The 26425-nt window shown below is 30.8% G+C and carries 25 protein-coding genes and 1 other RNA gene; 17 read left to right on the top strand and 9 right to left on the bottom strand.

Annotation, left to right across the window (positions count from 1 at the left end; genetic code table 11):
* Positions 1-26: 26 nt before the first annotated feature.
* Positions 27-1805 carry a T9SS type A sorting domain-containing protein gene (locus ACEQT4_RS00440; protein WP_370225494.1) on the bottom strand — a complete coding sequence of 593 codons (1779 nt, stop codon included), beginning with the start codon at positions 1803-1805 and terminating at the stop codon, positions 27-29.
* 193 nt (positions 1806-1998) lie between these two features.
* Here ACEQT4_RS00440 and ACEQT4_RS00435 point away from each other — a divergent pair, with 193 nt between their 5' ends.
* Positions 1999-2199: a hypothetical protein gene (locus ACEQT4_RS00435; RefSeq protein WP_027879928.1), complete on the top strand. Its 201-nt coding sequence runs from the start codon at positions 1999-2001 to the stop codon at positions 2197-2199.
* Between the two features lie 2 nt (positions 2200-2201).
* Positions 2202-2753 carry a Smr/MutS family protein gene (locus ACEQT4_RS00430; protein WP_036227257.1) on the top strand — a complete coding sequence of 184 codons (552 nt, stop codon included), beginning with the start codon at positions 2202-2204 and terminating at the stop codon, positions 2751-2753.
* Here the strand turns inward: ACEQT4_RS00430 and ACEQT4_RS00425 are convergent, their stop codons facing one another.
* Entirely contained in the window at positions 2754-3701 is a 948-nt protein-coding gene (locus ACEQT4_RS00425; RefSeq protein WP_370225492.1) for a hypothetical protein, read from the bottom strand. It lies immediately after the preceding gene.
* A 109-nt stretch (positions 3702-3810) separates the two neighbouring features.
* Between ACEQT4_RS00425 and ACEQT4_RS00420 the strand changes: the two genes are divergently transcribed.
* From ACEQT4_RS00420 to ACEQT4_RS00410, 3 genes are all read left to right on the top strand, one after another.
* Positions 3811-4950 carry a cysteine desulfurase family protein gene (locus ACEQT4_RS00420; RefSeq protein WP_370225490.1) on the top strand — a complete coding sequence of 380 codons (1140 nt, stop codon included), beginning with the start codon at positions 3811-3813 and terminating at the stop codon, positions 4948-4950.
* A gap of 15 nt (positions 4951-4965) precedes the next feature.
* The gene (locus ACEQT4_RS00415) at positions 4966-5748 is read left to right on the top strand and encodes an alpha/beta fold hydrolase (protein ID WP_370225488.1); all 783 of its coding nucleotides are present in this window, start codon (positions 4966-4968) and stop codon (positions 5746-5748) included.
* Positions 5749-5999: 251 nt separating this feature from the next.
* Positions 6000-7436: a hypothetical protein gene (locus tag ACEQT4_RS00410; protein WP_370225487.1), complete on the top strand. Its 1437-nt coding sequence runs from the start codon at positions 6000-6002 to the stop codon at positions 7434-7436.
* Here ACEQT4_RS00410 and ACEQT4_RS00405 read toward each other — a convergent pair.
* Together ACEQT4_RS00405 and ACEQT4_RS00400 are read right to left on the bottom strand one after the other, a co-directional pair.
* On the bottom strand, positions 7433-9898 hold the full coding sequence (locus ACEQT4_RS00405; RefSeq protein WP_370225486.1) for a carboxypeptidase-like regulatory domain-containing protein: 2466 nt from the start codon (positions 9896-9898) through the stop codon (positions 7433-7435). The genes ACEQT4_RS00410 and ACEQT4_RS00405 overlap by 4 nt on opposite strands.
* A 12-nt stretch (positions 9899-9910) precedes the next feature.
* The gene (locus ACEQT4_RS00400; RefSeq protein ID WP_370225485.1) at positions 9911-11542 is read right to left on the bottom strand and encodes a M23 family metallopeptidase; all 1632 of its coding nucleotides are present in this window, start codon (positions 11540-11542) and stop codon (positions 9911-9913) included.
* A gap of 233 nt (positions 11543-11775) precedes the next feature.
* On the opposite strand from ACEQT4_RS00400, the gene ACEQT4_RS00395 reads away from it, so the two are divergent.
* From ACEQT4_RS00395 to rny, 4 genes are all read left to right on the top strand, one after another.
* Entirely contained in the window at positions 11776-12066 is a 291-nt protein-coding gene (locus ACEQT4_RS00395) for a hypothetical protein (protein ID WP_027879936.1), read from the top strand.
* Between the two features lie 13 nt (positions 12067-12079).
* Positions 12080-12373 (top strand): cell division protein ZapA, encoded by a 294-nt coding sequence (locus ACEQT4_RS00390; RefSeq protein WP_027879937.1) that lies wholly within the window; start codon positions 12080-12082, stop codon positions 12371-12373.
* Between the two features lie 63 nt (positions 12374-12436).
* Positions 12437-12555: non-coding RNA, 6S RNA (ssrS, locus tag ACEQT4_RS00385), on the top strand.
* 50 nt (positions 12556-12605) lie between these two features.
* A complete protein-coding gene (gene rny, locus ACEQT4_RS00380; RefSeq protein WP_370225483.1) occupies positions 12606-14177 on the top strand; it encodes a ribonuclease Y in 1572 nt (523 codons plus the stop codon).
* 40 nt (positions 14178-14217) lie between these two features.
* Here rny and ACEQT4_RS00375 read toward each other — a convergent pair whose 3' ends face one another.
* Positions 14218-15369 (bottom strand): ATP-binding protein, encoded by a 1152-nt coding sequence (locus tag ACEQT4_RS00375; protein ID WP_370225482.1) that lies wholly within the window; start codon positions 15367-15369, stop codon positions 14218-14220.
* A 108-nt stretch (positions 15370-15477) separates the two neighbouring features.
* On the bottom strand, positions 15478-16374 hold the full coding sequence (xerD, locus tag ACEQT4_RS00370; RefSeq protein WP_370225481.1) for a site-specific tyrosine recombinase XerD: 897 nt from the start codon (positions 16372-16374) through the stop codon (positions 15478-15480).
* Between the two features lie 155 nt (positions 16375-16529).
* On the opposite strand from xerD, the gene ACEQT4_RS00365 reads away from it, so the two are divergent.
* From ACEQT4_RS00365 to ACEQT4_RS00350, 4 genes are all read left to right on the top strand, one after another.
* On the top strand, positions 16530-17060 hold the full coding sequence (locus ACEQT4_RS00365) for a hypothetical protein (protein ID WP_027879941.1): 531 nt from the start codon (positions 16530-16532) through the stop codon (positions 17058-17060).
* Positions 17061-17277: 217 nt separating this feature from the next.
* Positions 17278-17913, top strand: coding sequence for an outer membrane beta-barrel protein (locus ACEQT4_RS00360; RefSeq protein WP_027879942.1), 636 nt, complete (start codon positions 17278-17280; stop codon positions 17911-17913).
* Between the two features lie 85 nt (positions 17914-17998).
* Positions 17999-18415, top strand: coding sequence for a type II 3-dehydroquinate dehydratase (gene aroQ / locus ACEQT4_RS00355; protein ID WP_027879943.1), 417 nt, complete (start codon positions 17999-18001; stop codon positions 18413-18415).
* A gap of 179 nt (positions 18416-18594) precedes the next feature.
* A complete protein-coding gene (locus tag ACEQT4_RS00350; RefSeq protein ID WP_370225479.1) occupies positions 18595-19227 on the top strand; it encodes a porin family protein in 633 nt (210 codons plus the stop codon).
* A 76-nt stretch (positions 19228-19303) separates the two neighbouring features.
* Here the strand turns inward: ACEQT4_RS00350 and lpdA are convergent, their stop codons facing one another.
* Positions 19304-20680 (bottom strand): dihydrolipoyl dehydrogenase, encoded by a 1377-nt coding sequence (gene lpdA / locus ACEQT4_RS00345; protein ID WP_370225477.1) that lies wholly within the window; start codon positions 20678-20680, stop codon positions 19304-19306.
* 116 nt (positions 20681-20796) lie between these two features.
* On the opposite strand from lpdA, the gene ACEQT4_RS00340 reads away from it, so the two are divergent.
* On the top strand, positions 20797-22080 hold the full coding sequence (locus ACEQT4_RS00340) for an NAD(P)/FAD-dependent oxidoreductase (RefSeq protein WP_370225476.1): 1284 nt from the start codon (positions 20797-20799) through the stop codon (positions 22078-22080).
* 8 nt (positions 22081-22088) lie between these two features.
* Here ACEQT4_RS00340 and msrB read toward each other — a convergent pair whose 3' ends face one another.
* Complete coding sequence (gene msrB, locus ACEQT4_RS00335; RefSeq protein ID WP_370225475.1) at positions 22089-22565, bottom strand: peptide-methionine (R)-S-oxide reductase MsrB; 477 nt, start codon at positions 22563-22565, stop codon at positions 22089-22091.
* A 171-nt stretch (positions 22566-22736) separates the two neighbouring features.
* Here msrB and ACEQT4_RS00330 point away from each other — a divergent pair, with 171 nt between their 5' ends.
* The 3 genes from ACEQT4_RS00330 (at position 22737) to ACEQT4_RS00320 (ending at position 25602) form a co-directional block, all read left to right on the top strand.
* A complete protein-coding gene (locus ACEQT4_RS00330; protein WP_027879948.1) occupies positions 22737-23570 on the top strand; it encodes a M48 family metallopeptidase in 834 nt (277 codons plus the stop codon).
* Positions 23571-23657: 87 nt separating this feature from the next.
* Positions 23658-24959 (top strand): MFS transporter, encoded by a 1302-nt coding sequence (locus ACEQT4_RS00325; protein WP_370225474.1) that lies wholly within the window; start codon positions 23658-23660, stop codon positions 24957-24959.
* 37 nt (positions 24960-24996) lie between these two features.
* The gene (locus ACEQT4_RS00320; RefSeq protein ID WP_370225472.1) at positions 24997-25602 is read left to right on the top strand and encodes a hypothetical protein; all 606 of its coding nucleotides are present in this window, start codon (positions 24997-24999) and stop codon (positions 25600-25602) included.
* Positions 25603-25671: 69 nt separating this feature from the next.
* Here ACEQT4_RS00320 and ACEQT4_RS00315 read toward each other — a convergent pair whose 3' ends face one another.
* On the bottom strand, positions 25672-26403 hold the full coding sequence (locus ACEQT4_RS00315) for a head GIN domain-containing protein (protein WP_370225471.1): 732 nt from the start codon (positions 26401-26403) through the stop codon (positions 25672-25674).
* Between the last annotated feature and the right edge of the window lie 22 nt (positions 26404-26425).

Genomic DNA, 26425 nt, shown 5'->3' with positions numbered 1-26425 from the left:
TTTTTAAATAAAAATTTTATGTCTATCTACTTTTTATTAGCTACAATAACCTTTTTAGTTGTTGTATTACTGTTAGAAAGTGTAGTTTGTACTAAATATACTCCGTCACTTAAGTTTTTAGTAGAGTAGCTTAAACGTTCGTTGTTGTTTTTTACAATTTTGTTAAAGATAATTTTACCAGAAACATCGTATAGTTTAATGTTTTCTATATCAAGTTTTTTAGGGTTTAAAACGACTAATTCAGATGTATTGTTGTTTTGAATCACGTTAAAGTTGTTCTCTGCAAACTCATCTGTAGATAACGTATTAGCTTCTACAAAAACAACTTCAAATCTATCAGTATAATTACCAGCAGGTAAGTTAATTTCAAAGTTTTGAGACTGTAAGTTTACATAAGTATCATTTACTTTATCATGTATGTAAATAGGTTGATTGTTATCAAAATTTTGAACATCAAATAATCTAAATCTAATTAATTGTTGATTATTAAGATTTAAAACTACAGGAATAGCTAAATTTAAATCATAAGCATTAGCTTGAGTTACTAATTTTTTACTGTTTTGAGTCCAATACGCATCAGAGTTTAACGTACTGTACATATTACTTTCTAAACCATAATCCTCGTTTGGTGTTGCAGTATGATGAAAGTTTTGTAATAATTGGCGTGTATAGGTTTCGTTAAAATCTATATTTAATCTAAAACGTTTGTAATCTGAAGGTAAAACATCAGATCCGTTAGTTGTAGATTGACCATTTTGATTAGTAGCAGACTCATTCTGTTGTGCTGTTCTAAAAAATTCACTGTCAGCACCAGATTCTCTGTAATAAGTACGATGGCTATCAGAAATTAATAAATTACCATTAGCGCTACCTTTAACCATAAACCCTTGTCCAATAGGTATATATCTATATACTTCTTTACCTGATGTAGAAGGTGATCCAATAGTATTTACGGTACCATCTCCATTGTAAGTTTTAAATGTGGCAGGTGTAAATGACCTAACATCTCCAGCAACATTTATAGTAAACGATGCATAACCACCTGAATAAGATGTCAAATTATGAGATGCAATAGATTGGTCTTGCTCCCAAAAGTATAAAGAGGCAGAATCTAAAAAACCAGTATTGGCAGGATCATGTATAAACGCTACTGCATCTAAAGCAGAAGGGTAAGGGTTACCAATTAAAGTTTCTTGACCAGTAAGAACAGCAACACTTATTTCACCTTCGTTAGGTTTTCCTCTAAAGTCATATTGTTGGTTACCTGCATCTGTTCCTTTCATAGTAAAACCATAACCAGCATCTACTGTACCAGATTCTCCAACAAAAATCCAATCAGCATAATCAGTACCTGGATTATATTTCCAAATCCAATAATCTTCTATATTTAAAGGAGAACTTGTTCCGTTATATCCTGTTGTACTGTAACCAGCAAGATTACTGTTAGTTAGATCCGCAACGTCGTAAATGTTTTTGTTAGGTGTGAACGCTCTGTTACCAGTACTGTTTGCATCAACGTTTCCTACAGGAGAAGCCCAATAATTGTAGGCATATTGATTTACAGTACCTTCTTGATAGACACTAAGTTTACCAACACCGGAGTTACCAGTGTTACCAGACCCTTGTAATAATTGTGCTTCGTTTCTTAAATAGAACGTTGAGTTTGCTTCTGTAAGATTAACATCATCTTCTACATAAACTTCGATATCTGAAGCAAAAATGAAAGCATCATTTCTAACCGTTAATTGTGCTAAAGACAATTGACAGAATGTAAATGATAAAAAAGTTAAATAAAATAATTTCATAGTAATTTAAATTTGGCACACACAAAATTACTAAAAACAACTCTGGTTGAGCATTTTAGTCGGTCAATTAAAGCTATTTTTAGACGAAATACGAGTTTTTTAGGTTTAATGCATAAAATGACTATTTGATAAACATCTTTTAATACTAGTTTCTTTATTTAAATCTTTTATTTTTGTTTTAAGTTATATTAAAATGAATAAAAATTACCTTTTTATAATTATCGGAGGCGCTATTTCTTTCTATGCAAATGCTACGGAAAAACAAAACGTATTTTTATTAGTGATAGGTATTGTAATTTTAATGTTTGGTATCTATAAGCTACAAGCAACAATACCAAGTAGAAAGAAAAATGAAACTTATATAAAATCTGAAAAAATAGACGAAGAAGAATAGTAATGCTAAAAATTGGCGATAAAGTAGATGTTTTAGATGATGTACTTTCTGGTACTATAGTTGCTATTAATGGCAACATGGTTACTATTGAAACTAATGAAGGTTTTGATCTTGATTTTAAAGCTAATGAATTAGTTAAAATAGGTTCAAAATCTATAAATCAAGATGCTTTTAAATTAGCTAGTGTTAATGAGATTTTAAAAGAAAAAACTGAAAAGAAACGACACAACAACACACAAAAAATAAAGCCTAAGCAACGTTATCAACCAAAACTTGAAGTTGACTTGCACTTACACAAATTAATTGATAACGAACGAGGAATGAGTAGCTATGATAAGTTAAACCTTCAACTAGATACTGCAAGGCGACAATTAGAATTTGCTATAAAAAAACGAATTCAAAAAGTCGTGTTTATTCACGGAGTTGGTGAAGGCGTTTTAAAAATGGAGTTAGAAACTCTTTTTAGTCGTTATGATAATATTAAATACTACGATGCTGACTACAAGAAATATGGTCTAGGTGCAACAGAAGTTTATATTTATCAAAACAGCTAATTACAATTCTGGTTGTAATGTTCTACTAGTACTTAAATCTACATCTGTAGCTTGGGTTAAAGTCCCAAAATCATAGGTTTGATATTGAAAAGAGCCAAAGTCAATATTGTAGGCTGTCATAGTAATAGTAAACGTATCGTAAACCGTATGTTGTCTGTATGATGTTGCTAGTAAAGTATCAGAGACTTCGTCATTTAAATAATCAGGACCAGCGTTTGGATCTGTTATATCGTTTGTTGGGTTATTGTCTTGCGTCGTAGCGTTTTCTTCATTAATGGTTAACACACCATCATCATCATCATCATTATCTCTGTAATTAGGTATACCGTCTCCGTCTGTGTCTAACGCATTTGCATCTAGGTCTGCTAAGGTCATACCGTCTTCAAAAGTAACACCTTCACTAACAGTTAAAACATTATCTCCATCATCGTCAACATCCATATAGTTTGGTATACCATCACCATCTGTATCGTCGTCATTTAAATCTCCATTTCCATTTAAATCTTCTAAATACGCAGGGATACCATCGTTATCATCTTCGGCTAATGCAACAAAAAATGTAAAATCGCCACTAGAAGAGTAATCTTCGGTTATTTGTATGTTATCAGGTGGTACATCGTTACAAAAAATTCCATCTGTAGAAGATGCGTAACTTCTATATCTAAACGTACGGTTTCCTCCAACATCAGCTTGAGTATATTCTGTATTAGCTAATTGTAGTCTGTTTGGATTGTCAGGATGTTCAACAACTTCAATTAAGTCGTTCATAACAAAATCGCTACTAGTAATTTGTAGTGATAGGCTTTGGCTAGTATTAGTTTTAAAAATAACTAAATCACCACAAGCTTCAAAAGTTTCATCAAACTCTAATTCGCTAGTAATTATATCTCCATCATCACAGTTAAATAAAGATAAACAAAGTATAGATAAAGCAACTATTTTGCGCATAATTTCAATTTTAAAAAACAAAAATAACAGAATTACCAAACTAATAACGTAACCATTAACAATTAATTTTATTTAAAGTATTTTTGCACATAATTAAAGTGAATTTTAGATGAAATCTGTTTACCTAGATAATGCCGCTACGACTGCAATTTTACCAGAAGTTGTCAATATAATGACAGAAGTTTTAACAAACACCTTTGGTAACCCATCTTCTACACATAATTATGGTCGCAATGCTAAAGCAATTGTAGAACAAGCAAGAAAAACAATAGCAAAGCAATTAAATGTGTCTTCTTCTGAAATTATTTTTACTTCTGGTGGTACCGAAGCTGATAATTTAATACTTCAAAGTGCGGTTAAAGATTTAGGTGTAAAAACTATAATTACTACAAAAATCGAACATCATGCTGTTTTAAATACAATTATTTATTTAAGTGAACATTATGATGTAGAAATAATCTATTTAGATCTAGATGAAAGCGGGCAAATTAATTACAATCAGTTAGTTGAGTTTTTAAATAGCAAAGACAATGTTTTAGTTAGTCTAATGCATGTTAATAACGAAATTGGTAATATTTTAGATATTAAAAAGGTTGCTAATTTATGTCAAGAAAATAAAGCATTATTCCATAGTGATACGGTACAATCTATAGGACATTACAATTTAGATTTACAAGACATAAAAGTAGATTTTGCGGCAGTAAGTGCGCATAAATTTCATGGACCAAAAGGTGTTGGTTTTGCTTTTATTAGAAAAAACTCAGGATTACATCCGATTATTTTTGGAGGCGAACAGGAGCGAGGACATCGTGCTGGTACAGAAGCCTTGCATAATATAGCAGGATTAGAAACAGCTTTTAAAATAGCTTATCAAAATCTTGAAGTAGATAAAGCATACATAACAAATCTTAAAAGCTATTGTTTAAAACAATTAAAAAAAGAAATTCCTTCGGTAAAGTTTAATGGGCTTAGCGATACTATAGAAAATAGCGCTTACACAATAATAAACATGCGCTTACCAGAAATTTCGAAAAATGCAACAATGATACAGTTTCATTTAGATTTAAAAGGAATAGCTTGTTCGCGTGGTAGCGCCTGTCAAAGCGGAAGCACAAAAAATAGTCACGTTTTAGAAGAAATATTAGCTAAAGAAGCGTTAAAAAAAGCATCATTACGTGTCTCTTTTAGTAAATTTAACACCAAAGAAGATGTTGATTATCTGGTTAATGTCTTAAAAGAATTATTTTAATATATTTAAAAAGGATTGCTTCATTATTCTACATTTATACATGGATCCTCTAAGGAATGGGTCACTTTTGTTCACGGAGCAGGAGGAAGCAGCTCTATTTGGTTTAAGCAAATACGGTCTTTTAGCAAAGAGTTTAATGTGTTAATCTTAGATTTAAGAGGTCATGGAAATAGTAAACCGAAGTTAAAAGATACGTTTAACTCTAAGTATACGTTTGATAACATTACAAATGATATTGTAGAAGTTTTAAACCATGCACAAATTAACACATCTCATTTTGTGGGTATTTCTTTAGGTACCATTTTAATAAGAAATTTAGCCGAAAAGCATCCTCATAGAGTAAAAAGCATGATTATGGGTGGCGCTATAATGAAATTAAATACGAGATCTCAGTTTTTAATTCGTCTAGGTAATTTTTTTAAAAGTGTTGTGCCTTACCTATATCTATACAAGTTTTTTGCATTTATTATTATGCCAAGAAAAAACCATAAATCTTCAAGGCTATTGTTTGTTAATGAAGCTAAAAAGTTATGCCAAAAAGAATTTATTAGATGGTTTAAGTTAACTTCAGAAATTAATCCATTGTTGCGTTTCTTTAGAGCCAAAGACACAAAAACACCAACACTTTATGTAATGGGTGAAGAAGACCACTTATTTTTACCTTCGATTAGAAACTTAGTATTAAATCAATCTCATTCATCTTTATTTATAGTTGAAAATTGTGGACATGTTGTTAATGTAGAACAACCAGAAGTCTTTAACGCTATTACAATTCAATATATCAAAAATAAAATATAGGCTATAAAATATTTGCTAAGTAAAAAATATTAGGTAGCAGATTGTTCAATGTTTGATAATTAGAAAATTTACAAATTAATAATTAAAGATTTTTCTTACATATACCATTTAATATTCTTGTGGTTTTGTTAAAATATTAATAAAAACCAGTATTTATAGGTGTTTGTAAGGATAATATGACAATTTTTTTTCTTTAAAAAAAGTAGTGTTTTGTAATTTTGTAGCCCCTAAATTTTAATAAATCTACAGCTATGAGAAAAAAATTACTTTTTTTTATTTTTCTATTAACTTCTTTCTTTAATTATGCTCAGGTTGGAATAAATACATCATCTCCAGATCCATCATCTGTGTTAGATATTGTATCTACAACATCAGGAATGTTAGCGCCAAGAATGACTACAGTACAGCGTGACGCTATAGCTAGTCCTGCTAATGGATTATTAGTTTATGATACAGATTTAGGATTATTCTATTTTTATGATAATTCTTCTTGGAAACCTTTGTCTTCCTCACAACGTGATAATTACAAATTAATTAAAAGTGAAGCAGATTTAGCTGCCGAATTAGTTGCTGGTGGTGGCACATCTTATCTTTTAGACTCAAACACATATTACGAAATTAATGGACTTATAACGTTGTCTCATCCAATAGAGCTAAATAACGCCTATGTAGCAGGAGAAGATACTAATAATGATATTTTATTAAGGACTACAGGAAATATATTTGAAGGAGATACAGGTGGATCTGTTAGAAACTTAACTTTACAAGCTACTGCAGGTTCAGTTTTTAATTTATCTGAAATAACAAATACCCAAAATTTAATTTTTAGAGATGCTGTAATAGTTAGTTCTGCTTCTGTTGGTAGTATTTCAGGATTTAATTTAGTCTTTTTTAGTATTGTACAATATGTTGGTAATACTACAGGTATAGTTTTTACAAATATAAATCAATTACTTCTTAATTCTGAAGGTTGGGATAGGAGTAATTCAGGTACTTATCAAACCTTTGTTGGTAATTTTGAAGTTATAGCTAAGCAAGGTGGGTTTAGTGAAGTTGTAGGTGCTACAGCAGCAATAGATGTGCTAGGTATAACATCTTTAACAGGAGGAGGCACATTAAGAACTGTAGACTTTTTTGGAGGCGGTAATTATATAAATGGACCAGGAACTTATACTAATTACAATTTTAATACCGATTGGGATGTTGATTGTGCAGGAATACCAGTAGAAAAAGATGCAGTTGCAGCTGGTAATTTTTATTATAATGATGTAAATCCTTCTCCAACTGGTTTTACACAAACAATTAATAATAACACAGCAGTAGAAATACAAGGTACAGGTCTTTTTTTAACGACTAACTTATTTAGGTTTGCTGCATCAGGAGGTAACAATAGATTGACTTATGAGGGATTAAAAAATCGCCAATTTCAAATAAATGCAAGTTTATCCATTAGAGTGACAGGAACATCAGGTGATTTTTATGCTTTTTATATCGCAAAAAATGGAGGTATATTAACTGAGTCTAGAGCTATTGTATATGTTGATAATAGTAATACAATACAAAATATAGCTTTAAATGAGAATATTGATTTAAGTACTAATGATTATATAGAGTTATTCGTACAAAGATTAACTGGTTCAGGAAATGATAATTTAGTTGTATTTGCTGAAAATTTAAGTATAAACTAAAACCTCATAGTTGTTCTTACATTAAACACTCTTGGTGTTAAATAGTTGGGGATAGCATATTGACGTTTACTGTACACATCTCTAACCCATGTGTTGGTAATAGAGTTTTGCACGTTAAAAACGTTAAATATTTCAAAGCCAAAAGACAATTCTTTAAACGGTTTTTTCCAACCACTATCAAATTGTTTGTCTTTATCAACTAATACAAATTGTAATCCGACATCTGCACGTTTGTAGTCTGGTAAGCGGTTTTGGTATACGTAAGGATCTGCATAACTTGGTGATCCGCCAGGTAAACCTGTATTGTATACTAAATTTAAGTACATTTTCATACTAGGTATGTTTGGTACATAATCTTGAAATAACGCAGCAAACTTTAGTCGTTGATCTGTTGGTCTAGGTATGTAGCCTCTATCATTAATGTTTTCTTCGGTTTTTAAATATCCAAAACTAAACCAACTTTCGGTACCTGGAACAAACTCACCATTTAAACGTAAATCTAATCCATATGCAAAAGCTTCTGCATTATTATTTGCTCTGTATCTTATTCTAACATTTTCTAGTGTGTAAGGATTAACATCTGTTAGTTTTTTGTAATAAGCTTCACTAGTTAATTTAAAAGGTCTATCCCATAATTTAAAGCTATAATCATTCCCAACAACTAAATGAACCGATTTTTGTGCTTTAACATCTGTATTAACAACACCAAATCGATCACGTAATTCTCTGTAAAATGGTGGTTGGTAATATAATCCTCCACTTATTCTAAACAGCATATCTTTATCCCAGTTAGGTTTTATGGCGAATTGCGCACGCGGAGAAATAACAGATTGACTAACAGACTGATTGGTTAATACATCATCTACGGTCCAACTATGACTTCTTACACCAGCATTGTACCAAACATCATGTTCGCCAATTTTACTACGTAAGCTCCATTGTACGTATGCTTGCAAACGATTTATAACTGTACTATTAGTAGCTCTTACATTTTGATAAGCTTCTAAAGGACCTTGGTAAGGCTCATAAGGTTGCTCGTTAAACGCATCAGAACTTGGTGGATTAATAGAAAAGCCTGCAGAATCTATGACTTCCCATTCTATTAAACGGTCTCTAATATCTTCATTTGTATATTTAATTGAAAACTTAAATTCGTTTTCATTTTTAGTGTAAGTTCCTTTTGCTTCTATGGTAGAAATTAACGCATCTAAATCGTTACGACCATGATTAAGTTGGCTTCCAATACCTTCTGCAAATTCGACTTCACCAAAATTATCGTCACCAATATTACTGTTTACTTCACCTAAAGCATATTGTGCTAATATGTCAAAATACTCTTCTTCAGTAGTGTGGTAAGTAGAGGTGACAAGGCTTAAGTCTAAATCGTCATTTACTTTATAATTAGCGCTTAAAGCACCAAATAGTGTTTGGTATTGATCTTTTTCTTGTCCTTCGTACCTTACTACTAATGCTAATGGGTTATCTAATGTACCAAAGTTGGTTTGACGCGTAAGTGGTATGTAGTTGTATTTATTTAATGATGCATTACCTAAAAAACTAAGTTCAAATTTATCAGTAAATCTATAAGTAAAATAACTTTGAAGGTCAGCAAAAGTTGGGTTGAAGTTAGTTTCTGTTTCTTGTGCGTCTACCAATAAACTATTATCGCGGTATCTTATACCAACAATACCTGTAAATTTTGAGTCATTACTTGCAGTTTCAACCGCTAAGCTACCACCTAGAAGACTTAAATTTGCTGCTACACCAAATTCGGTTGGCTTTTTATAAGTAATATCTAAAACTGAAGACAACTTATCGCCATATTTCGCTTGAAATCCACCAGCAGAAAACTCGATATTACTAACTAAATCAGAATTAACAAAACTTAAACCTTCTTGTTGTCCAGATCTAATTAAAAACGGACGATACACTTCAATACCATTAACATAAATAAGGTTTTCGTCATAGTTTCCACCACGTACCGAGTATTGTGTGCTTAACTCGTTGTTACTACTTACGCCAGGTAAGGTTTTTAAAAGATTTTCTACACCAGCTTGTGCACCAGGAATTTTAATTAATGCATCTGGAGCTATTGTAATAATACCTTCTACATCTTTTCGTTTTTTACCATTTAAGACAACTGTAGATATTTGTACAGCATCTTGTTTCATTACAGGATTAAATTCAAAAATCTCACCCTTTTTTAGATTAAATGTAGCTTCTACATTTTTAAATGATACATGAGAAAATACGACGGTAACATCTGTATTAGCAGGGATTTTTAAAGAGAAAAAACCATTACTGTTAGTTTGTGTTCCTAAATCTCCACTTTTAATATTTACAGCATCTATGGGTTGATTAAATTCATCTAAAATCACACCATTTATTGTGGCTGTTTGCGCTAAAGCAACAATTGGTAGTAAGACAAAAAGAAGCTTTAAGGTTAGTTTTAGTTTTTTCAAAGGTCTAAAAATTTATTTTCGATGGAAAGTTGCTTCAAATGTAGTGCTATTTCCAACATTATCTGTTACAATAACTTTTAAATTGTTATTAGTCTCTTTAACGACGTTATCTTTAAAATCGTGTACAAGCATATTGGTTTTATAGTCATACTCCATTAAAATCCATTTTCCATTAACGGTTGCTCTATAGTTAGAAATACCACTTTGCTTATCTTCAATTTTAAGTTTTAAAAATCGATATTTACTCATCCATTTACCATCAGTAAAATTTACAGGTTTTATAGTAGGCGCAACTGTATCTCTTGCTAAACAATATGTTCCTAAGTTTTTAGTCCTAGTGTATAAAACGTTGTCTTTTTGTTTTGTAGAAGAGTAGCTTGAAAAGTTATTCCATCCAACTAATCTGGCAATATAAACTTGTTTTAAATCTTCGGGAGAATAACCTGTAATGTCATAATTTATTGTAAAGTACTTATTAGCAGCTCTGTTTTTATCGTGTACTTTTACAGTATCAGAATGTACTTGAAAGTCCATAAAAAAACTGTCGTAAAATGTTTCTTTAGGAATATTAACGCTAATTTTATCCTTTTCTAAAATCACATTTTCTTCTCTGTTAATATAATATTGAGAGGTGAAGTTTGTTGCAGTTTCTGAAACTGGAGTTGTGTCTCCATTAATATTTAAGTCAATAATTGTGGTGTTACCTTCAAAATCTTCAACTTTAATTTTGTACAAAGACGCTATAGAATCGTAAACCATAACATAACCATCATCTACTAAATTATCATACATACTTAACGGGTTATTAGTATCTAAAAATAGTTTTTGAAGGCGTTCTTTTTTTTCAGAATAATGAGGATAATCGATTAAACGGTTAAGATGCTTCGTTTCATCAAAAGAAAAACGCTTAAAATTAATAGTAAAATTAGGCATACCATTTAAGGCAGTTTCAATTTTGTAAACACCATTTTTATTTGCGGCTAGGTCTTGTCTGTCTATAGTATTTATTGCAAAACCAATTTTACCGTAAGCTTTTATATCTTCAACTTTATAATCGCCATTTTGAAGCGGAATTAGTCGTAGTTTTTGTTTTAAATTTGAATTATTAACATGTGATAGTTCGTTTATAGGGTAGGCGTAAATACTTTTTACTATCGGTTTTTTAGTGTCTTTAACTTTTATACCAAAAAGTAATGGGTTTATTGGGCGTTCTTGATTATCTCTAATTTCATAATGTAAATGTGGTCCGCCAGAGCTACCGGTATTACCAGAAAAAGCAATGATTTCTCCTTTGGTTAAAATGAGTTCGTTGTTTGAAGGAAAAACTTCAACCTCAAAAGATTCTTGTTCGTATTGTTTCTTTTTTATAAAGCTTTCAATTTTATCAGAAAAGCGTTGTAAGTGTGCATACACAGTTGTGTAACCGTTGGGATGAGTAATATAAAGTGCCTTACCATATCCAAAATGAGCAATTTTAACTCTGCTAACATATCCGCTTGCTGCAGCATAGACTTTTAAACCTTCACGCTGTTTTGTTTTAATATCTAATCCAGAATGAAAATGATTGCTTCTAAGTTCTCCAAACGTACCAGCTAAAATAGTTTCGCCATCCAAAGGTGAAGCAAAATAATCTTGCGGGTACATATTTTGAGCATTGATAAAACTTGAAAAAAATAAAAAGAGAAATGTTATAAATCGCATAAAATACATGTTACTGCTAAAATAGAAATAAGGTTTTAATTAGCAAACAAAAATCAATAACTAGACCAACCATTTGATTTTTAAATACTTTTTTTAAAAATAAAATTTTATGAAAAAACAATTGTATAATCCTACGGTTTGATTAACTTTGTAAGATAAGTATAGGTATTAGCAGAATGAGTAAAATTGAAGACATTGTTGATAATCTAGAGCAAAAAATTAGCAAAGTCTTGAAGAGACAGCAAGTTTTAAAAGCAGAAAATGCTAAGCTAAAAGAAGCATTGCAACAATCTCAATCAGTGTTAAAAGCCAAAGACCTAGAATTAGATAATTGGCAAGAAAAATATAATACACTTAAAATGGCTAACACCATACTTGGCAGTGACAATGATAAACGAGAAACTAAGCTCAAGATAAATGCATTAATTAGAGAAATTGACCATTGTATAAGTCAATTATCTAGTTAAAATATTAAGATTAATGGCAGACACACTAAAAATAAAGTTATCTATAGCAAATAGAGTGTATCCATTAACAATTGCACCAAGCCAAGAAGAAGGCTTAAGACTAGCTGCAAAAAAAATTGAAGCTATGATAAAGCAATTTGAGCAAAGCTATTCTGTTAGAGATAAGCAAGATGTATTGGCAATGTGCGCATTACAATTTGCTAGTCAAGTAGAGCAGAGCATATTAGATAAAGAGTACGTGTCAGAACATGTAGAAGAAAAGTTAAAAGCTTTAAACAATATGTTAGACACACATTTAAGTTTATAAAGTAAAACGTTCATAACACATAAAATAATAGGTTACTGCCTACATTGATTATCTTTTTGAGAAACTCAACGTTAATTCTTTAAAAAGGGTGAGTTTAAGCTGTAAAAGCATGCTGCTAATACTACGTATTTGGGCAGATCCTTGATCAGTTTGTTAGCCCTAAACTTGTTTTTAAGGAGTTTTTTTCAAAACAAAATTAATGTAGGCTTTTTTTATATATAATTAATCAACAATGGATAATACAATTTTAATAATTGCTGGTATTGCAATTGGAGCCTTAATAGGTTTTATTATTGCAAAAATGCTAGAACGAAGTAATGCATCAAAGCTAATTAAAAGTGCAAAAAAATCTGCAGCAGCTATTGTAAAAGAAGCAAATGCAGAAGGAGAAAGCATTAAAAAAGATAAAATTTTACAAGCTAAAGAAAAGTTTTTAGAGCTAAAGGCAGAGCATGAAAAAGTAATCATGAGCAGAGACAAGAAAATGTCTGATGCCGAAAAACGTATTAGAGATAAAGAATCTCAAGTATCAAGTGAGTTATCAAAAACTAAAAAACTTAACGCTCAAATCGAAGAAAAATCTAATGATTTTGATCATCGTTTAGAAGTTTTAGAAAAGAAACAATCGGAGCTTGATAGACTACATAAAAGTCAAGTAGAACAATTAGAAGTCATCTCTAGTTTATCTGCAGACGAAGCAAAGCAACAGTTAGTAGAGTCTTTAAAAGGCGAAGCTAAAAGCGATGCTATGGCTTATATCCAAGATAAAATGGAAGAAGCTAAATTAACAGCTCAACAAGAAGCCAAAAAGATCATCATTAATACTATACAACGTATTGGTACAGAAGAAGCAGTAGATAACTGTGTATCTGTATTTAATATAGAAAGTGATGACGTTAAAGGACGTATTATTGGTCGTGAAGGAAGAAATATTAGAGCAATAGAGGCAGCTACTGGAGTAGAAATTATAGTAGATGATACACCAGAAGCAATTATACTTTCTTGTTTTGACTCTGTAAGACGTGAAGTTGCACGTTTATCTTTACATAAACTAGTTACAGACGGACGTATACATCCAGCACGTATTGAAGAAGTTGTTAAAAAGACACAAAAACAAATAGAGCAGGAGATTATAGAAGTTGGAAAGCGTACTGTTATAGACTTAGGTATTCATGGATTACATCCAGAATTAATTAAAATGGTTGGACGTATGAAATATCGTTCTTCTTACGGTCAAAACTTATTACAACACTCACGTGAAGTTGCTAAACTTTGTGGTGTAATGGCTGCAGAGTTAGGATTAAACCCTAAATTAGCTAAAAGAGCAGGTTTATTACATGATATAGGAAAAGTGCCAGATGCAGAAGCAGATATGGAAACACCTCATGCTATATTAGGTATGCAATGGGCAGAAAAATTTGGAGAAAAACCAGATGTATGTAATGCTATTGGTGCTCACCATGACGAAATAGAGATGAAATCTTTATTATCACCAATTATTCAAGTTTGTGATGCTATATCTGGAGCCAGACCTGGAGCAAGACGACAAGTGTTAGATAGCTACATCCAAAGATTAAAAGATCTTGAAGAAATTGCTTTTGGTTTTAATGGCGTTAAAAAAGCTTATGCAATACAAGCAGGTAGAGAGCTACGTGTTATCGTAGAAAGCGAAAAAGTGAGCGACCAAAACGCAGCAGATTTATCATTTAATATTTCTCAAAAAATACAAACAGATATGACTTATCCTGGTCAAGTTAAAGTAACTGTTATTAGAGAAACTAGAGCAATTAATATTGCTAAATAAAAAATAATCTAATAATTAATAGATATAAAAAAAATCCAGCTTAATGCTGGATTTTTTGATTTGGTAAGTTTAGCATAAAAGTTGTACCTACATTAATTTTACTTTTTACATCTATAGTGCCTCCAAAGGTTTCTAGTTGGTTTTTAACTAAATATAATCCAACTCCTTCTGCTTCTGGATTGTTATGAAAAGTCTTATATAACCCAAATAGATCTTTTTCAAATTTATCTAAATCTATCCCAATACCATTATCTTTTACTGTTAGATTAGTATAATCATCTAAACATTCAGCAGAAATTAAAATTTCAGGATTTCTATCAGGATGTTTATATTTTATTGCATTAGTTACTAAATTTTGAATGATACTATATAGGTAAGACTTATTGAAATTGACTGTACATTTATCAGAAATATCTACTTTAATATTAGCTTGCTTTTCGGCAATTAAGTATTCTAAATCTTTTAAAACATTATTGACCTTTGTAACTAACTTAATGTCTTCTGTGGTTTCTTCTGGTTGTGATTGTATTGAAACGATTTCACTTAAATCATTAATAGTTTTTGTTAATGATTTTGATAGGGTTTTCATGTAACCTAACATTTCTGTTTTTTCTTTTACATCTTCAGCTTCATCATAAAGCTCTAGTAAACTTTCAAAATTTCCAGCATGTTGTTTTAGGTTGTGGGTAACAATGTGAGCAAAGTTTTGAAGTTTGCTATTTTTTTTAGCTATTAAATCTAGTGTTTCTTTAATTTTCTGTTCATTATCAGCATAATCTGTAATGTCTACATGGGTACCAATAACTCTAGTAGCTTCTCCTAAACTATTTTTTTCTATATATTGACCGCGATCTAAAACCCATCTGTAAGTACCATCTTTATGAAGCACACGATGTTTGTTTTCGTAATCAGGAAGTAAACCGTTAAGATGATCTTGAAAGTCTTTAAAATATTGCTCTCTGTCTTCTGGATGAACACGATCATTCCAATCGTTTACATTAAAGCCAAAAGAATCATCATCTTCAAATCCTATTATAGCTTTTGAAGGTTTAGAAAAGAAAACTTTGTTTTCTTTTGCATCAAAATCCCAAATACCAACTTTTGAAATCTCTAAGGCTAATTGCCATTTTACATCTTCAATATGTTGGTTATTAGATTGTTTTAACTTAAGTTCTTTTAATAACTGTGACATACAGGTTGTACTGTTGTGTTAAATTTAAGACTAAGTTAGTGTAAGGGATTCTGAACAAATATATTCAACATATGTTGAAATTCAAAAAATAATCGATAAAGTACAACTTTACTTTCTTGGATGAAAATTGTTAATTACTTCTGTTAATTGACTTCTGTCTATATGTGTGTATATTTCGGTAGTTGTTATACTTTCATGACCAAGCATTAATTGTATAGCTCTTAAATCTGCTCCGTTTTCTAATAAATGTGTAGCAAAACTATGTCTGAAAGTATGAGGAGATATTGTTTTATTTAGTTTTATTGTTTTTGCTAAATTTTTAATAATTGTAAAAATCATAGCTCTTGTAAGCTGTTTACCTCTTCGGTTTAAAAATAATATGTCAGAATGCTCTGGATTGATGTTTAAGTGGTTTCTAATTTCGTTTTTATAAATGTCAATATATTTTTGAGTATGTTCCATTATAGGTACAAAACGTTGTTTGTCTCCTTTACCTGTAACTTTTATAAACCCTTCATTAAAAAATAAATCAGATATTTTTAGGTTTATTAGCTCGCTAACTCTTAATCCACAACCGTAAAGTGTTTCTAAAATAGCTTTATTGCGTGTGCCTTGCGGATGACTTAAATCTATAGCGGCAATTAGTTTGTTAATATCATTTAAGGATAAGGTGTCGGGTATTTTTCTTCCTATTTTAGGCGCTTCTATGTGGTCTATAGGATTGTCATCTCTGTAATTTTCAAAAACTAAATAATTAAAAAAACCTTTTAAACCAGAAATTAATCTAGACTGTGATCTAGGATTAAGTTGTTTTGCAGTTTGATATACAAACTCTTTAATAGTTTCTTTTGAAATATTTACAGGACTATCACCACTATTATTTTCTTTTAAAAATACTATTAGTTTTTCAACATCTAAGAGATAACTATTTATAGTGTTATCTGATAAACCACGTTCTATTTTAAGATATGTAGAAAAATCTGTTTTAGCTTGTGTCCAATTCATTATGTAAAAATAAGTATAATAATAATATATACTTTATTTGTTTGTTGTATTGAAGAAATGTTAAAAACTTTGTTAATTAATTGTGTAATGTTTAAAAAACTATAGAAAAAAATTAATAGATTAGTATTATTAATCAAATTATTAAATCATTAATTATGAAAAAATTATTTTTTTTAGCTGCTTTTGCAGTATTCGGATTATCAACGATGAATGCACAAGATGATACGTCATCTCAAACATCAAAAGGTAAATGGCTAATAGAAGCTAACACAGGTAATGCTATGTTAGGTAATACAGGTTTTTATTTATCTACCTCAGACGGAGTAACATCTTATAACATTGGTCTTGATGGAGGTTATTTTATTATGGATGATCTTGCTTTAAAAGCAGGTTTAGGTTACGGAGGTATATCTGCAGATGCTGGAGATACTTCAACCTTTTCATATAGACTAGGAGGTAAGTATTACATTAATAGTATGATACCTGTAACTTTAGATTTGACAGGAGCTTCTATTGAAGACGCAGAAGAAAACCCAATGTGGTTAGGTATTGGTGCTGGTTATGCATGGTTTTTAGGGAACAATGTTTCAATAGAACCAGGATTACGTTATAATCATTCTTTAAATGAAGATTTTACTGACGAAGGTGTTTTTCAATTTAATGTTGGATTTGCATTACACTTCTAATTTATTAGATATTAACAACTTAAAAACCGAAGCAATTGCTTCGGTTTTTTTATTTATATAACCAAGTATATTTTGACATTTTTTTAAATTAAAATCATAACTAATTAACTATTAGCTTTGTAGGAAAATTAATAAGTTTTTAACTATTTTTTTCTTGTTAGATAGGTTGAACTAGTATAGTTTTGCCGCCTCAAATCAATAAATGAAAATTTAAATTATGAAAAAATTATTATTCGCAGCTGCATTAGTAGCATTTGGATTTACAGCTAACGCTCAAGAAGAACAAACTTTCGGATTTGCAGAAGGTGATGTTATTGTAGAAGGAAACTTAGGTTTTAATTCAGAAAATGATAAGAATACAGAAATCGAAACTTCTGCATTTGAGTTTAACCCAAAAGTTGGTTACTTTTTATCTGATGACTTAGCTGTTGGTGTTCAATTAATGTTAGATACAGACAAAGAAACTGATGGAATGGCAGATACTGAAACTAAAACAACTACTTTTGGTGCAGGTGTATTTGCTCGTTACTATTTCTTAGATTTAGGAAAGCGTTTTAAAACTTATGGTGAGTTTGGTGTAGGTTTTGATTCTGCTAAAACAGAAGTAGAAGTTCCTGGTGTTGATGTTGATGATTTCAAAACTAACGGAATTGGAGCTGGTTTAGGTTTAGGTTTAAACTACTTCGTAAAAGAAAATATTGCAATTAACTTTGCTTTAACTGATGTTTTATCTTTTAGATCTGATAAAGCAGATGTTGATGGTGCAGAAGCAGTAACTTCTTTTAACGGTAACTTAAACGTATTTAATAACTTCTTCCAAACTGCTCAGTTTGGTTTAACTTGGAAGTTCTAATTATAAGAAATTATAATAAACAAAATATTAAACCGAAGCTTAATGCTTCGGTTTTTTTATGCGCTTATTTTTGTATTTTTACTTTATGAAAAAACTAATTATCATTAATGGACCTAATTTAAACTTATTAGGTAAAAGAGAACCTAATGTTTATGGTAACTTATCTTTTACAGAGTTTTTAGATACAATTAAAAATAAGTATTCTAATGTCTCTTTAGAACATTTTCAGTCTAATGTAGAAGGAGAGATTATTAATAAAATACAAGACGTAGGTTTTGACTATGATGGTATTATTTTAAATGCAGCAGCTTACACACATACTTCTGTTGGTATTGGCGATGCAGTAAAAGCCATACAAACTCCAGTTGTAGAAGTGCATATTTCTAACACATTTGGAAGAGAAGAGTTTAGACATCACTCTTTTATTTCGCCTAATGCTAAAGGTGTTATTTTAGGGTTTGGTTTGCAAAGTTATGAACTAGCAATACAAAGTTTTCTTTAGTATGTTTTAACGCATTTTTAGTAAAATTTCTAAACAAATATTAAATATTTAAAGCAAATCTACTCTCTATATTAAAAACAGTTAAAAGCGATGCTTTTGCTGTTAAACCATGTTAATAAAGCATCTGAATAATTAAGGTCTTCGTAATTTCATTGTATAAACCAAAAAAAATGAATACAATGAAAAAATTAATTTTAAGTACTGTCGTATTATTATCTAGCTTAACTTTTATGAATGCGCAGTCAGATTCAAAAGCTGTTCAATTAGGTGTAAAAGGAGGCGTTAACTCTTCTACAATTAGCGGAGATGATGTTGGTGATTTATCGTCAAGAACAAGTTTTAATGCTGGTTTAGTAGCCGAAATTCCTATTTCTGAAAGAGTTTCTTTTCAACCAGAGGTTTTTTATTCAGGTCAAGGATTTGATATTCAAGAAATAGATCAAGATAATGTTTTTGACACCGATGATAATATAGAATATCAATTAGATTATGTTCAAGTACCTTTATTATTAAAAGTTTATTTAGTAGAAGGATTATCTGTAGAAGCCGGACCGCAATTTGGTTTTAAGGTAAACGAAGAAATTGATTATCAACCAAACGATAACGCAGGAGATATAGATATTGAAGATAGTAATGTAAAAGACTTTGATACTAGTGTTGCTTTAGGTGCTGCATATAAGTTTAATAATGGCTTTTTTATAAGCGGTCGTTATAACTTTGGTGTCACAGATATATTTGAAGACGGTACTGTTTTTGAAAACGTAGATGCTAAAAACGAGGTATGGCAATTTGGTGTAGGATTTATGTTTTAATACATTATCAATCATATTAAATAAAAAAGGTTCCAGAAATTCTGGAACCTTTTTTATTAAAAATAGTTTTTCAATTTTATAAGTGAATCACTTCATCATAAGCATCTGCAACAGCTTCCATAACCGCTTCACTCATTGTTGGGTGAGGATGTACTGCTTTTAATACTTCATGTCCTGTAGTTTCTAACTTTCTACCTAAAACAGCTTCTGCAATCATATCCGTTACGCCAGCACCAATCATATGGCAACCTAACCATTCTCCATATTTAGCGTCAAAGATAACTTTTACAAAACCTTCTTTGTTTCCTCCAGCACTTGCTTTACCAGATGCAGAAAAAGGGAATTTTCCTACTTTAATGTCAATACCTTTATCTTTAGCTTGTTGTTCTGTCAAACCAACACTAGCTATTTCTGGAGAACAATAAGTACAACCTGGTATATTACCATAGTCTAATTTTTCTACATGTTGTCCAGCAATTTTTTCTACACATAATATACCTTCGGCAGATGCAACGTGTGCTAATGCTTGACCAGGAGTTACATCTCCAATAGCGTAGTAACCAGGTATGTTTGTTTGGTAATAATCATTAACTAATATTTTGTCTCTATCTACAGCAATACCAACATCTTCTAAACCAATATTTTCAATGTTAGTTTTAATACCAACAGCACTTAATACTACATCTGCTTCTATAACTTCTTCTCCTTTTTTAGTTTTAACTTTAGCTTTAACACCATCACCAGATGTGTCTACGCTTACAACTTCAGAAGAAGTTTTAATTTTAATACCGTTTTTCTTAAAAGAACGTTCTAATTGTTTAGATACTTCTTCATCTTCAACCGGTACAATTCTATCCATATATTCTACAATAGTCACTTCTGTACCCATTGAGTTGTATACGTAAGCAAACTCAACACCAATAGCTCCAGAACCTACAACTATCATTTTTTTAGGTTGCTTTTTTAGTGTCATAGCTTCTCTGTAACCTATTACTTTTTCACCATCTTGAGGTAAATTTGGTAACTCACGACTACGAGCACCAGTTGCTATTACAATATGGTCTGCGCTATATTCTTTTCCGTCAACTTCAACTTTTTTACCAGGTTTAAGTTTTCCAAAGCCATTAATAACGTCAATTTTATTTTTTTTCATTAAAAATTTAACACCGTTACTCATGCCTTCAGCAACACCACGACTACGTTTAACAACTGCATCAAAATCAGCTTCAGCTTCTTTTACCTTTAATCCATAATCTTCTGCATGCTTTAAGTATTCAAACACTTGCGCGCTTTTAATTAATGCTTTAGTTGGGATACATCCCCAATTTAAACATACACCACCTAAGCTTTCTTTTTCTACTACTGCAGTTTTAAAACCTAATTGAGAGGCTCTAATTGCTGTAACGTATCCACCTGGTCCACTTCCAAGAACTATAATATCGTATTTACTCATTATAAAAAGTTTTGTCGTTTTTTAGAAGCTACGAATTTACGAAATCGTATTTGAATAAAGAATTTTACAACCTCAAAAATTATAACTTTTACTACCTTTGTAATAAGTTTATATCTATGAATATTCCAAAATCTAGTTTTCCGCGAGTTGTAATTATTGGAGGCGGATTTGCTGGTGTAGCATTAGCAAAGAAATTATCTAAAAAAGAATTACAAGTTGTGTTGTTAGACAAACATAACTATCACAATTTTCAACCACTTCTTTATCAGGTGTCTACAGGAGGATTAGAACCTGATTCTATTGCGTACCCAATAAGAAAAATATTAAAAGATTTTCCAAACTTTTATTTTAGGTTAGCAGATGTCTCAGAAATTGATACTGAAAAATGTAAAGTAATTAGCAATATTGGAAGTTTAAAATTTGATTATCTAGTAGTTGCCTCAGGCTCTAAAACTAACTTCTTCGGAAATAAATCTATTGAAGATAATAGTATGGAAATGAAAACCATACCTCAATCTTTAAACTTAAGAAGCTTAATTCTTGAAAATTTTGAAGACGCACTATTAACTTCAAATTTACATGAAAGAAATGCTTTAATGAATTTTGTAATTGTAGGAGCTGGACCAACAGGTGTAGAGCTTGCAGGTGCTTTAGCAGAAATTAAAAAAGGGATTTTACCTAAAGATTATCCAGATTTAGATACCAGAACTGTACAGATTAATTTAGTACAATCAGGAGATAGAATATTAAAAGAAATGAGCGAAAAGGCTTCTAAAAAAGCAGAAGATTTTCTTGAAGATTTAGGTGTTCATGTTTGGAAAAACGTTAGAGTTACTGGTTATGATGGTAATGTGGTTACTACAAACAGTGATTTAACTTTTGAAGCAGAAACGGTTATTTGGGCTGCAGGAGTTAAAGGTGCTGCAATTAATGGTATTGATGGAGAAGAATTATTGTCTAAAAGTAATAGAATACAGGTTAACGAGTTTAATCAAGTAAAAGGTTTTAATAATATTTTTGCTATTGGAGATGTAGCCCAAATGACAACAGATCAAACACCTTATGGGCATCCAATGATGGCGCAACCAGCCATACAACAAGGTAAACACTTAGGTGAAAATTTATTACGTTTAATAGAAAACAAGCCTCTAAAACCTTTTAAGTATAAAGATAAAGGAAGTATGGCAACTGTTGGTCGTAACAAAGCAGTTGTTGATTTACCAAAATTTAAATTCCAAGGTGTTTTTGCTTGGTTTGTTTGGATGTTTGTTCACCTATTTTTCTTAATAGGTTTTAGAAACCGACTTGTTGTATTTATAAATTGGGTTTATAATTATGTTAGGTTTGACCGTGAAGCACGTTTAATCATAAGACCTTACAAGAATAAGTTTAAACCGTAAAATTTAGATTAATTTTCAGGGACAAAGTCTAACGCTACACCATTAATACAATGTCTTTTTCCAGTAGTATCTTTAGGTCCATCATTAAAAACATGACCTAAGTGACCACCACAAGTCGCGCAATGTTCTTCGGTTCTTGCATATCCTAAGTCATAATCAGTGCTAAAGGCAACATTACCTTTAATTTCTTGATCAAAACTTGGCCAACCTGTACCAGAATCAAATTTGTTTTCACTTTTAAATAAAGGTGTATTACAAGCAGCACAATGAAATGTACCTGATCTGTATTCATTATTTAAAGGACTTGAAAACGCACGTTCTGTTCCGGCTTCTCTTAAAACATAGTATTCCATATCTGTAAGTTCTGCTTTCCATTGCGAGTCAGTTTTACTTACCGAAAAAGATTCTTTTTCGTCTTTGTCTTGACCTTTAGATTTACAACTAAACATTAAGGTAACAACAAGTAATAGAGCTATTTTTTTCATAATCATAGTTTTTTATTAAAGATAAGTCGTTTAAATTAATAAGACATTACAAAGCTTCATTTTAGCAGATTTTTATGACTTTTAATCGAAAACATTAAGACTATACTAACATAGCTTAAAGTGATTTTTGTGAAAGATTTTGTACATTAGATTGAATTTAAAATTTCAACTATGAAAATTAACAAAATAATTGCTTCACTTACATTTTTAGTATTAATGGCAGTTTCTTGTGCTACAAATCCTTTTACAGGAAAAAAAACATTAGCATTAATACCAAATTCTCAATTGTTTCCTACTTCTTTTGCTCAGTATAATCAAGTACTTTCTGAAGGTAAAGTTGTTACAGGAACACAACAGTCTGAAATGATTAAACGTGTAGGACAGCGTATTGCTGTTGCTGCAGAACGTTGGTTAAATGCTAACGGAAAACCAGGATATTTAAATGATTATAAATGGGAATATAATTTAATACAAGAAGATGTGGTTAATGCTTGGTGTATGCCAGGAGGTAAAATTGCATTTTATACAGGAATTTTACCAGTTGCAGAAAATGAAACAGCTATAGCAGTAATTATGGGTCACGAAGTGGCGCACGCATTAGCAAATCACGGTCAACAACGTATGAGTGCTGGGATGTTACAACAAGTAGGAGCTGTTGCAGGTAATGTTGCTATAAAAGATGAACAAACAAGAAATGCTTTTAACCAATATTATGGAGTAGGATCTCAAGTAGGATTAATGCTACCTTTTAGTAGAAGTCATGAAACTGAAGCAGACCGTATAGGGTTATATTTAACAGCAATAGCTGGTTATAATCCAGAGGAAGGAGCAGAGTTATGGAAGCGTATGGCACAAGCGAGTGGAGGACAAGCACCACCAGAAATATTAAGTACGCATCCAGCTAATGAATCAAGAATAGATAATTTAACAGCATTAGCGCCTCAAGCAAAAGCTGAAGCTAAAAAATTTGGTGTGTCTAGTTTTAGACCTTTAGGAAAATACTAATTGAGAATAAAAATATTTTAATTACTTTCGGAGCTGTTCTTATTAAGAACAGCTTTTTTTTTTAAGCATAACCTAACTAAAAATCAAATGGAAAACCTTCAAAAAGGAAGTAAAAAACTACTTAATGCTTGGGCATTTTATGATTGGGCAAATTCGGTTTATACTTTAACAATAGCTTCATCTATATTTCCAATATTTTATTCGGCATTATTTATAAATCAAACCCACAAAGTTGTAAATGCTTTTGGATTTGAGTTTAAAAGCACTGCATTAATTACTTTTATTACAGCTTTTACTTTTTTGGTTGTTGCTTTTACGTCTCCAATTTTATCTGGAATAGCAGATTATGTTGGTAATAAAAAAAACTTTCTTAAGTTTTTCTGCTATGTAGGTGGATTAGGCTGTATAGGATTATATTTTTTTAGTTTAGATCATATTTACATTAGTCTTCTGTTCTATTTTATGGGATTAATTGGTTATTGGGGAAGTTTGGTGTTTTATAATTCTTATTTACCAGATATTGCTTTTCCTGAACAACAAGATAGCATAAGTGCTAAAGGATTTAGTTTAGGTTATATAGGTAGTGTTATATTGCTGATAATCAATTTAATAATGGTTATGACTGCAGAAGATGGTCAAAAAATGGATATGATGCGCTATTCTTTTGTCATGGTTGGAATCTGGTGGATTGGTTTTAGTCAGTATAGCTTTTATTGGTTACCAAAAGGAACATCTAAAGGTCATAAAGTAACCAAAGAAGTTGTTTTAGACGGATTTAACGAGTTGAAAGTGGTCTGGAAAGCGTTACAAGAGAATATTTTACTAAAAAAATATTTGCAATCCTTTTTTGTGTTTAGTATGGCTGTGCAAACCATTATGTTGGTTGCTGTTTATTTTGGAGAAGAAGAAATTAATTGGGGAAGTGATGATGCTAAAACTATGGGGTTAATAGTTAGTATTTTAATAATACAGCTTATAGCTATTGTTGGCGCTGTGCTAACATCTAAAGCATCATCAAAATTCGGGAACATAAAAACATTAATTGCTATTAATTTTATATGGATGAGTTTGTGTTTTTATGCTTATTTTATGGAAACACCAGTACAATTTTACATTGCAGCGAGTTGTGTAGGATTTGTTATGGGTGGTATACAAAGTTTAGCTAGGTCTACATACTCTAAGTTTTTACCAGAAACAAAAGATACAACGTCCTATTTTAGCTTTTTTGACGTTGCAGAAAAAATAGGTATCGTTATAGGAATGATTATTTATGGGACAATAGATCAGATTACAGGAAGTATGCGTAATTCAATTTTATTCTTATTTATATTCTTTTTAATAGGTATTATATTACTTTTTAGGGTGTTAAAACAACAAAAACTAGAATAATTTTTTATGTTTGTATAACAATCAACTAATTTTTATAATGAAAAAATCACTTTTACCTTTCCTGTCACTATTTATTTTATTGTCTGCTTTTACTTGTGAAAATGAATCTTTGGATTATGACCAAGAGTCTATTGATAGTATAAATAATAGTAATAACAGTTCTAATAATACAGATTTAGTAGGAACTTGGGACCTTGTTAGTTTTGATGTAGATATGCTAAATTCTGCTACTCTTCCTTCCGGAGATATGATAACAGAAATATTAGTAAGTTCTACTTCAACAGATTATCAGGTTACTTTTACTAATACAGAATTTTCTACAACAGGTAGTTATAGTTATGATACATTTATTGAGGCTGGAGGAATTTCTCAACAAGATAATCTAACATTAACAGATGTTACAGGATCAGGATCTTACACAACAGACGGTAATGAGATTACTACGGAAGGTGCATTTTTTGATTTTTCATTTGAAGGTGTAGATCAATCTGCTTTTGAGGACAATCAAACTAGTAACTATAGTATTAGCGCAGATGGGCAAACGCTAACATTTTCTCAAAATCAAACAACATTACAATCTGCTAACGGATTTGAAACAGAAATAGATATTGTAGCAGAATCTATTTGGCAAAAAATAAATTAGTAATATATAAGAAGTATAAAAAAGCCACTATTTAAATAGTGGCTTTTTTATTTATACTAACTATAGTTTTTAATTGCTAATATCGCCTGAACCAGTTACTTTTTTTGAAACTTTTTCTGGATTGCCTTTATATTCTATATCTCCAGATCCTGTGACTCTTGCTTCAATCTCTTTATTGGCAACAACAACGATATCTCCAGATCCTGTTACTTTAGCTTCTGTGTAATTTGCGCTTAAATTTCCTCCATCAAAATCTCCAGATCCTGTTACAGACACTTCTAATTTTTCTGTTGTTCCCGATAGGTTAATATCTCCAGAACCAGTTACAACTACTTCGGTGTCATTTGCATTGATATCTAATGTAATATCTCCAGAACCAGAAAGACGTGTTTCAAAATTACTTGATTTTATTGTAGTATTACAAGTAACATCTCCAGAACCAGATAGTGTTACTTTGTTAATATCTGTAAAAGGGATAGTAATTTTTATTCCTTTATTGCTAGTAGGCTTAAGGTTAATGTTGTTTTTTATTTTTATTATTAAGCTGTTTCCTTCAGATTCTGTAATAATATAATCTAATAAATTGCTTTCTCCTTCTAGGGTTATTTTACCTTCTTTACCTTTAACTAATTCAAAATCCATCCAACCTGCTAATTTTACGTTGTCATAGCTAGATGTTGTTCTGGTAATGGTAGTAACATCTCCGTTACCTCTTACTTTTTTGTTTCCCCATTGGGCACATGCAGTGTTAATACTAACTAGTGCTATTGCTAATATTAATGTGATTTTTAAAGATTTCATTGTATATGGTTTTATGATTAAT

It is taken from the genome of Mesoflavibacter sp. (assembly GCF_964226795.1).
GTDB lineage: Bacteria > Bacteroidota > Bacteroidia > Flavobacteriales > Flavobacteriaceae > Mesoflavibacter > Mesoflavibacter zeaxanthinifaciens.
Note: the sequence above shows the minus strand (reverse complement) of the source record. Positions and strands in the feature narration are given on the sequence as shown.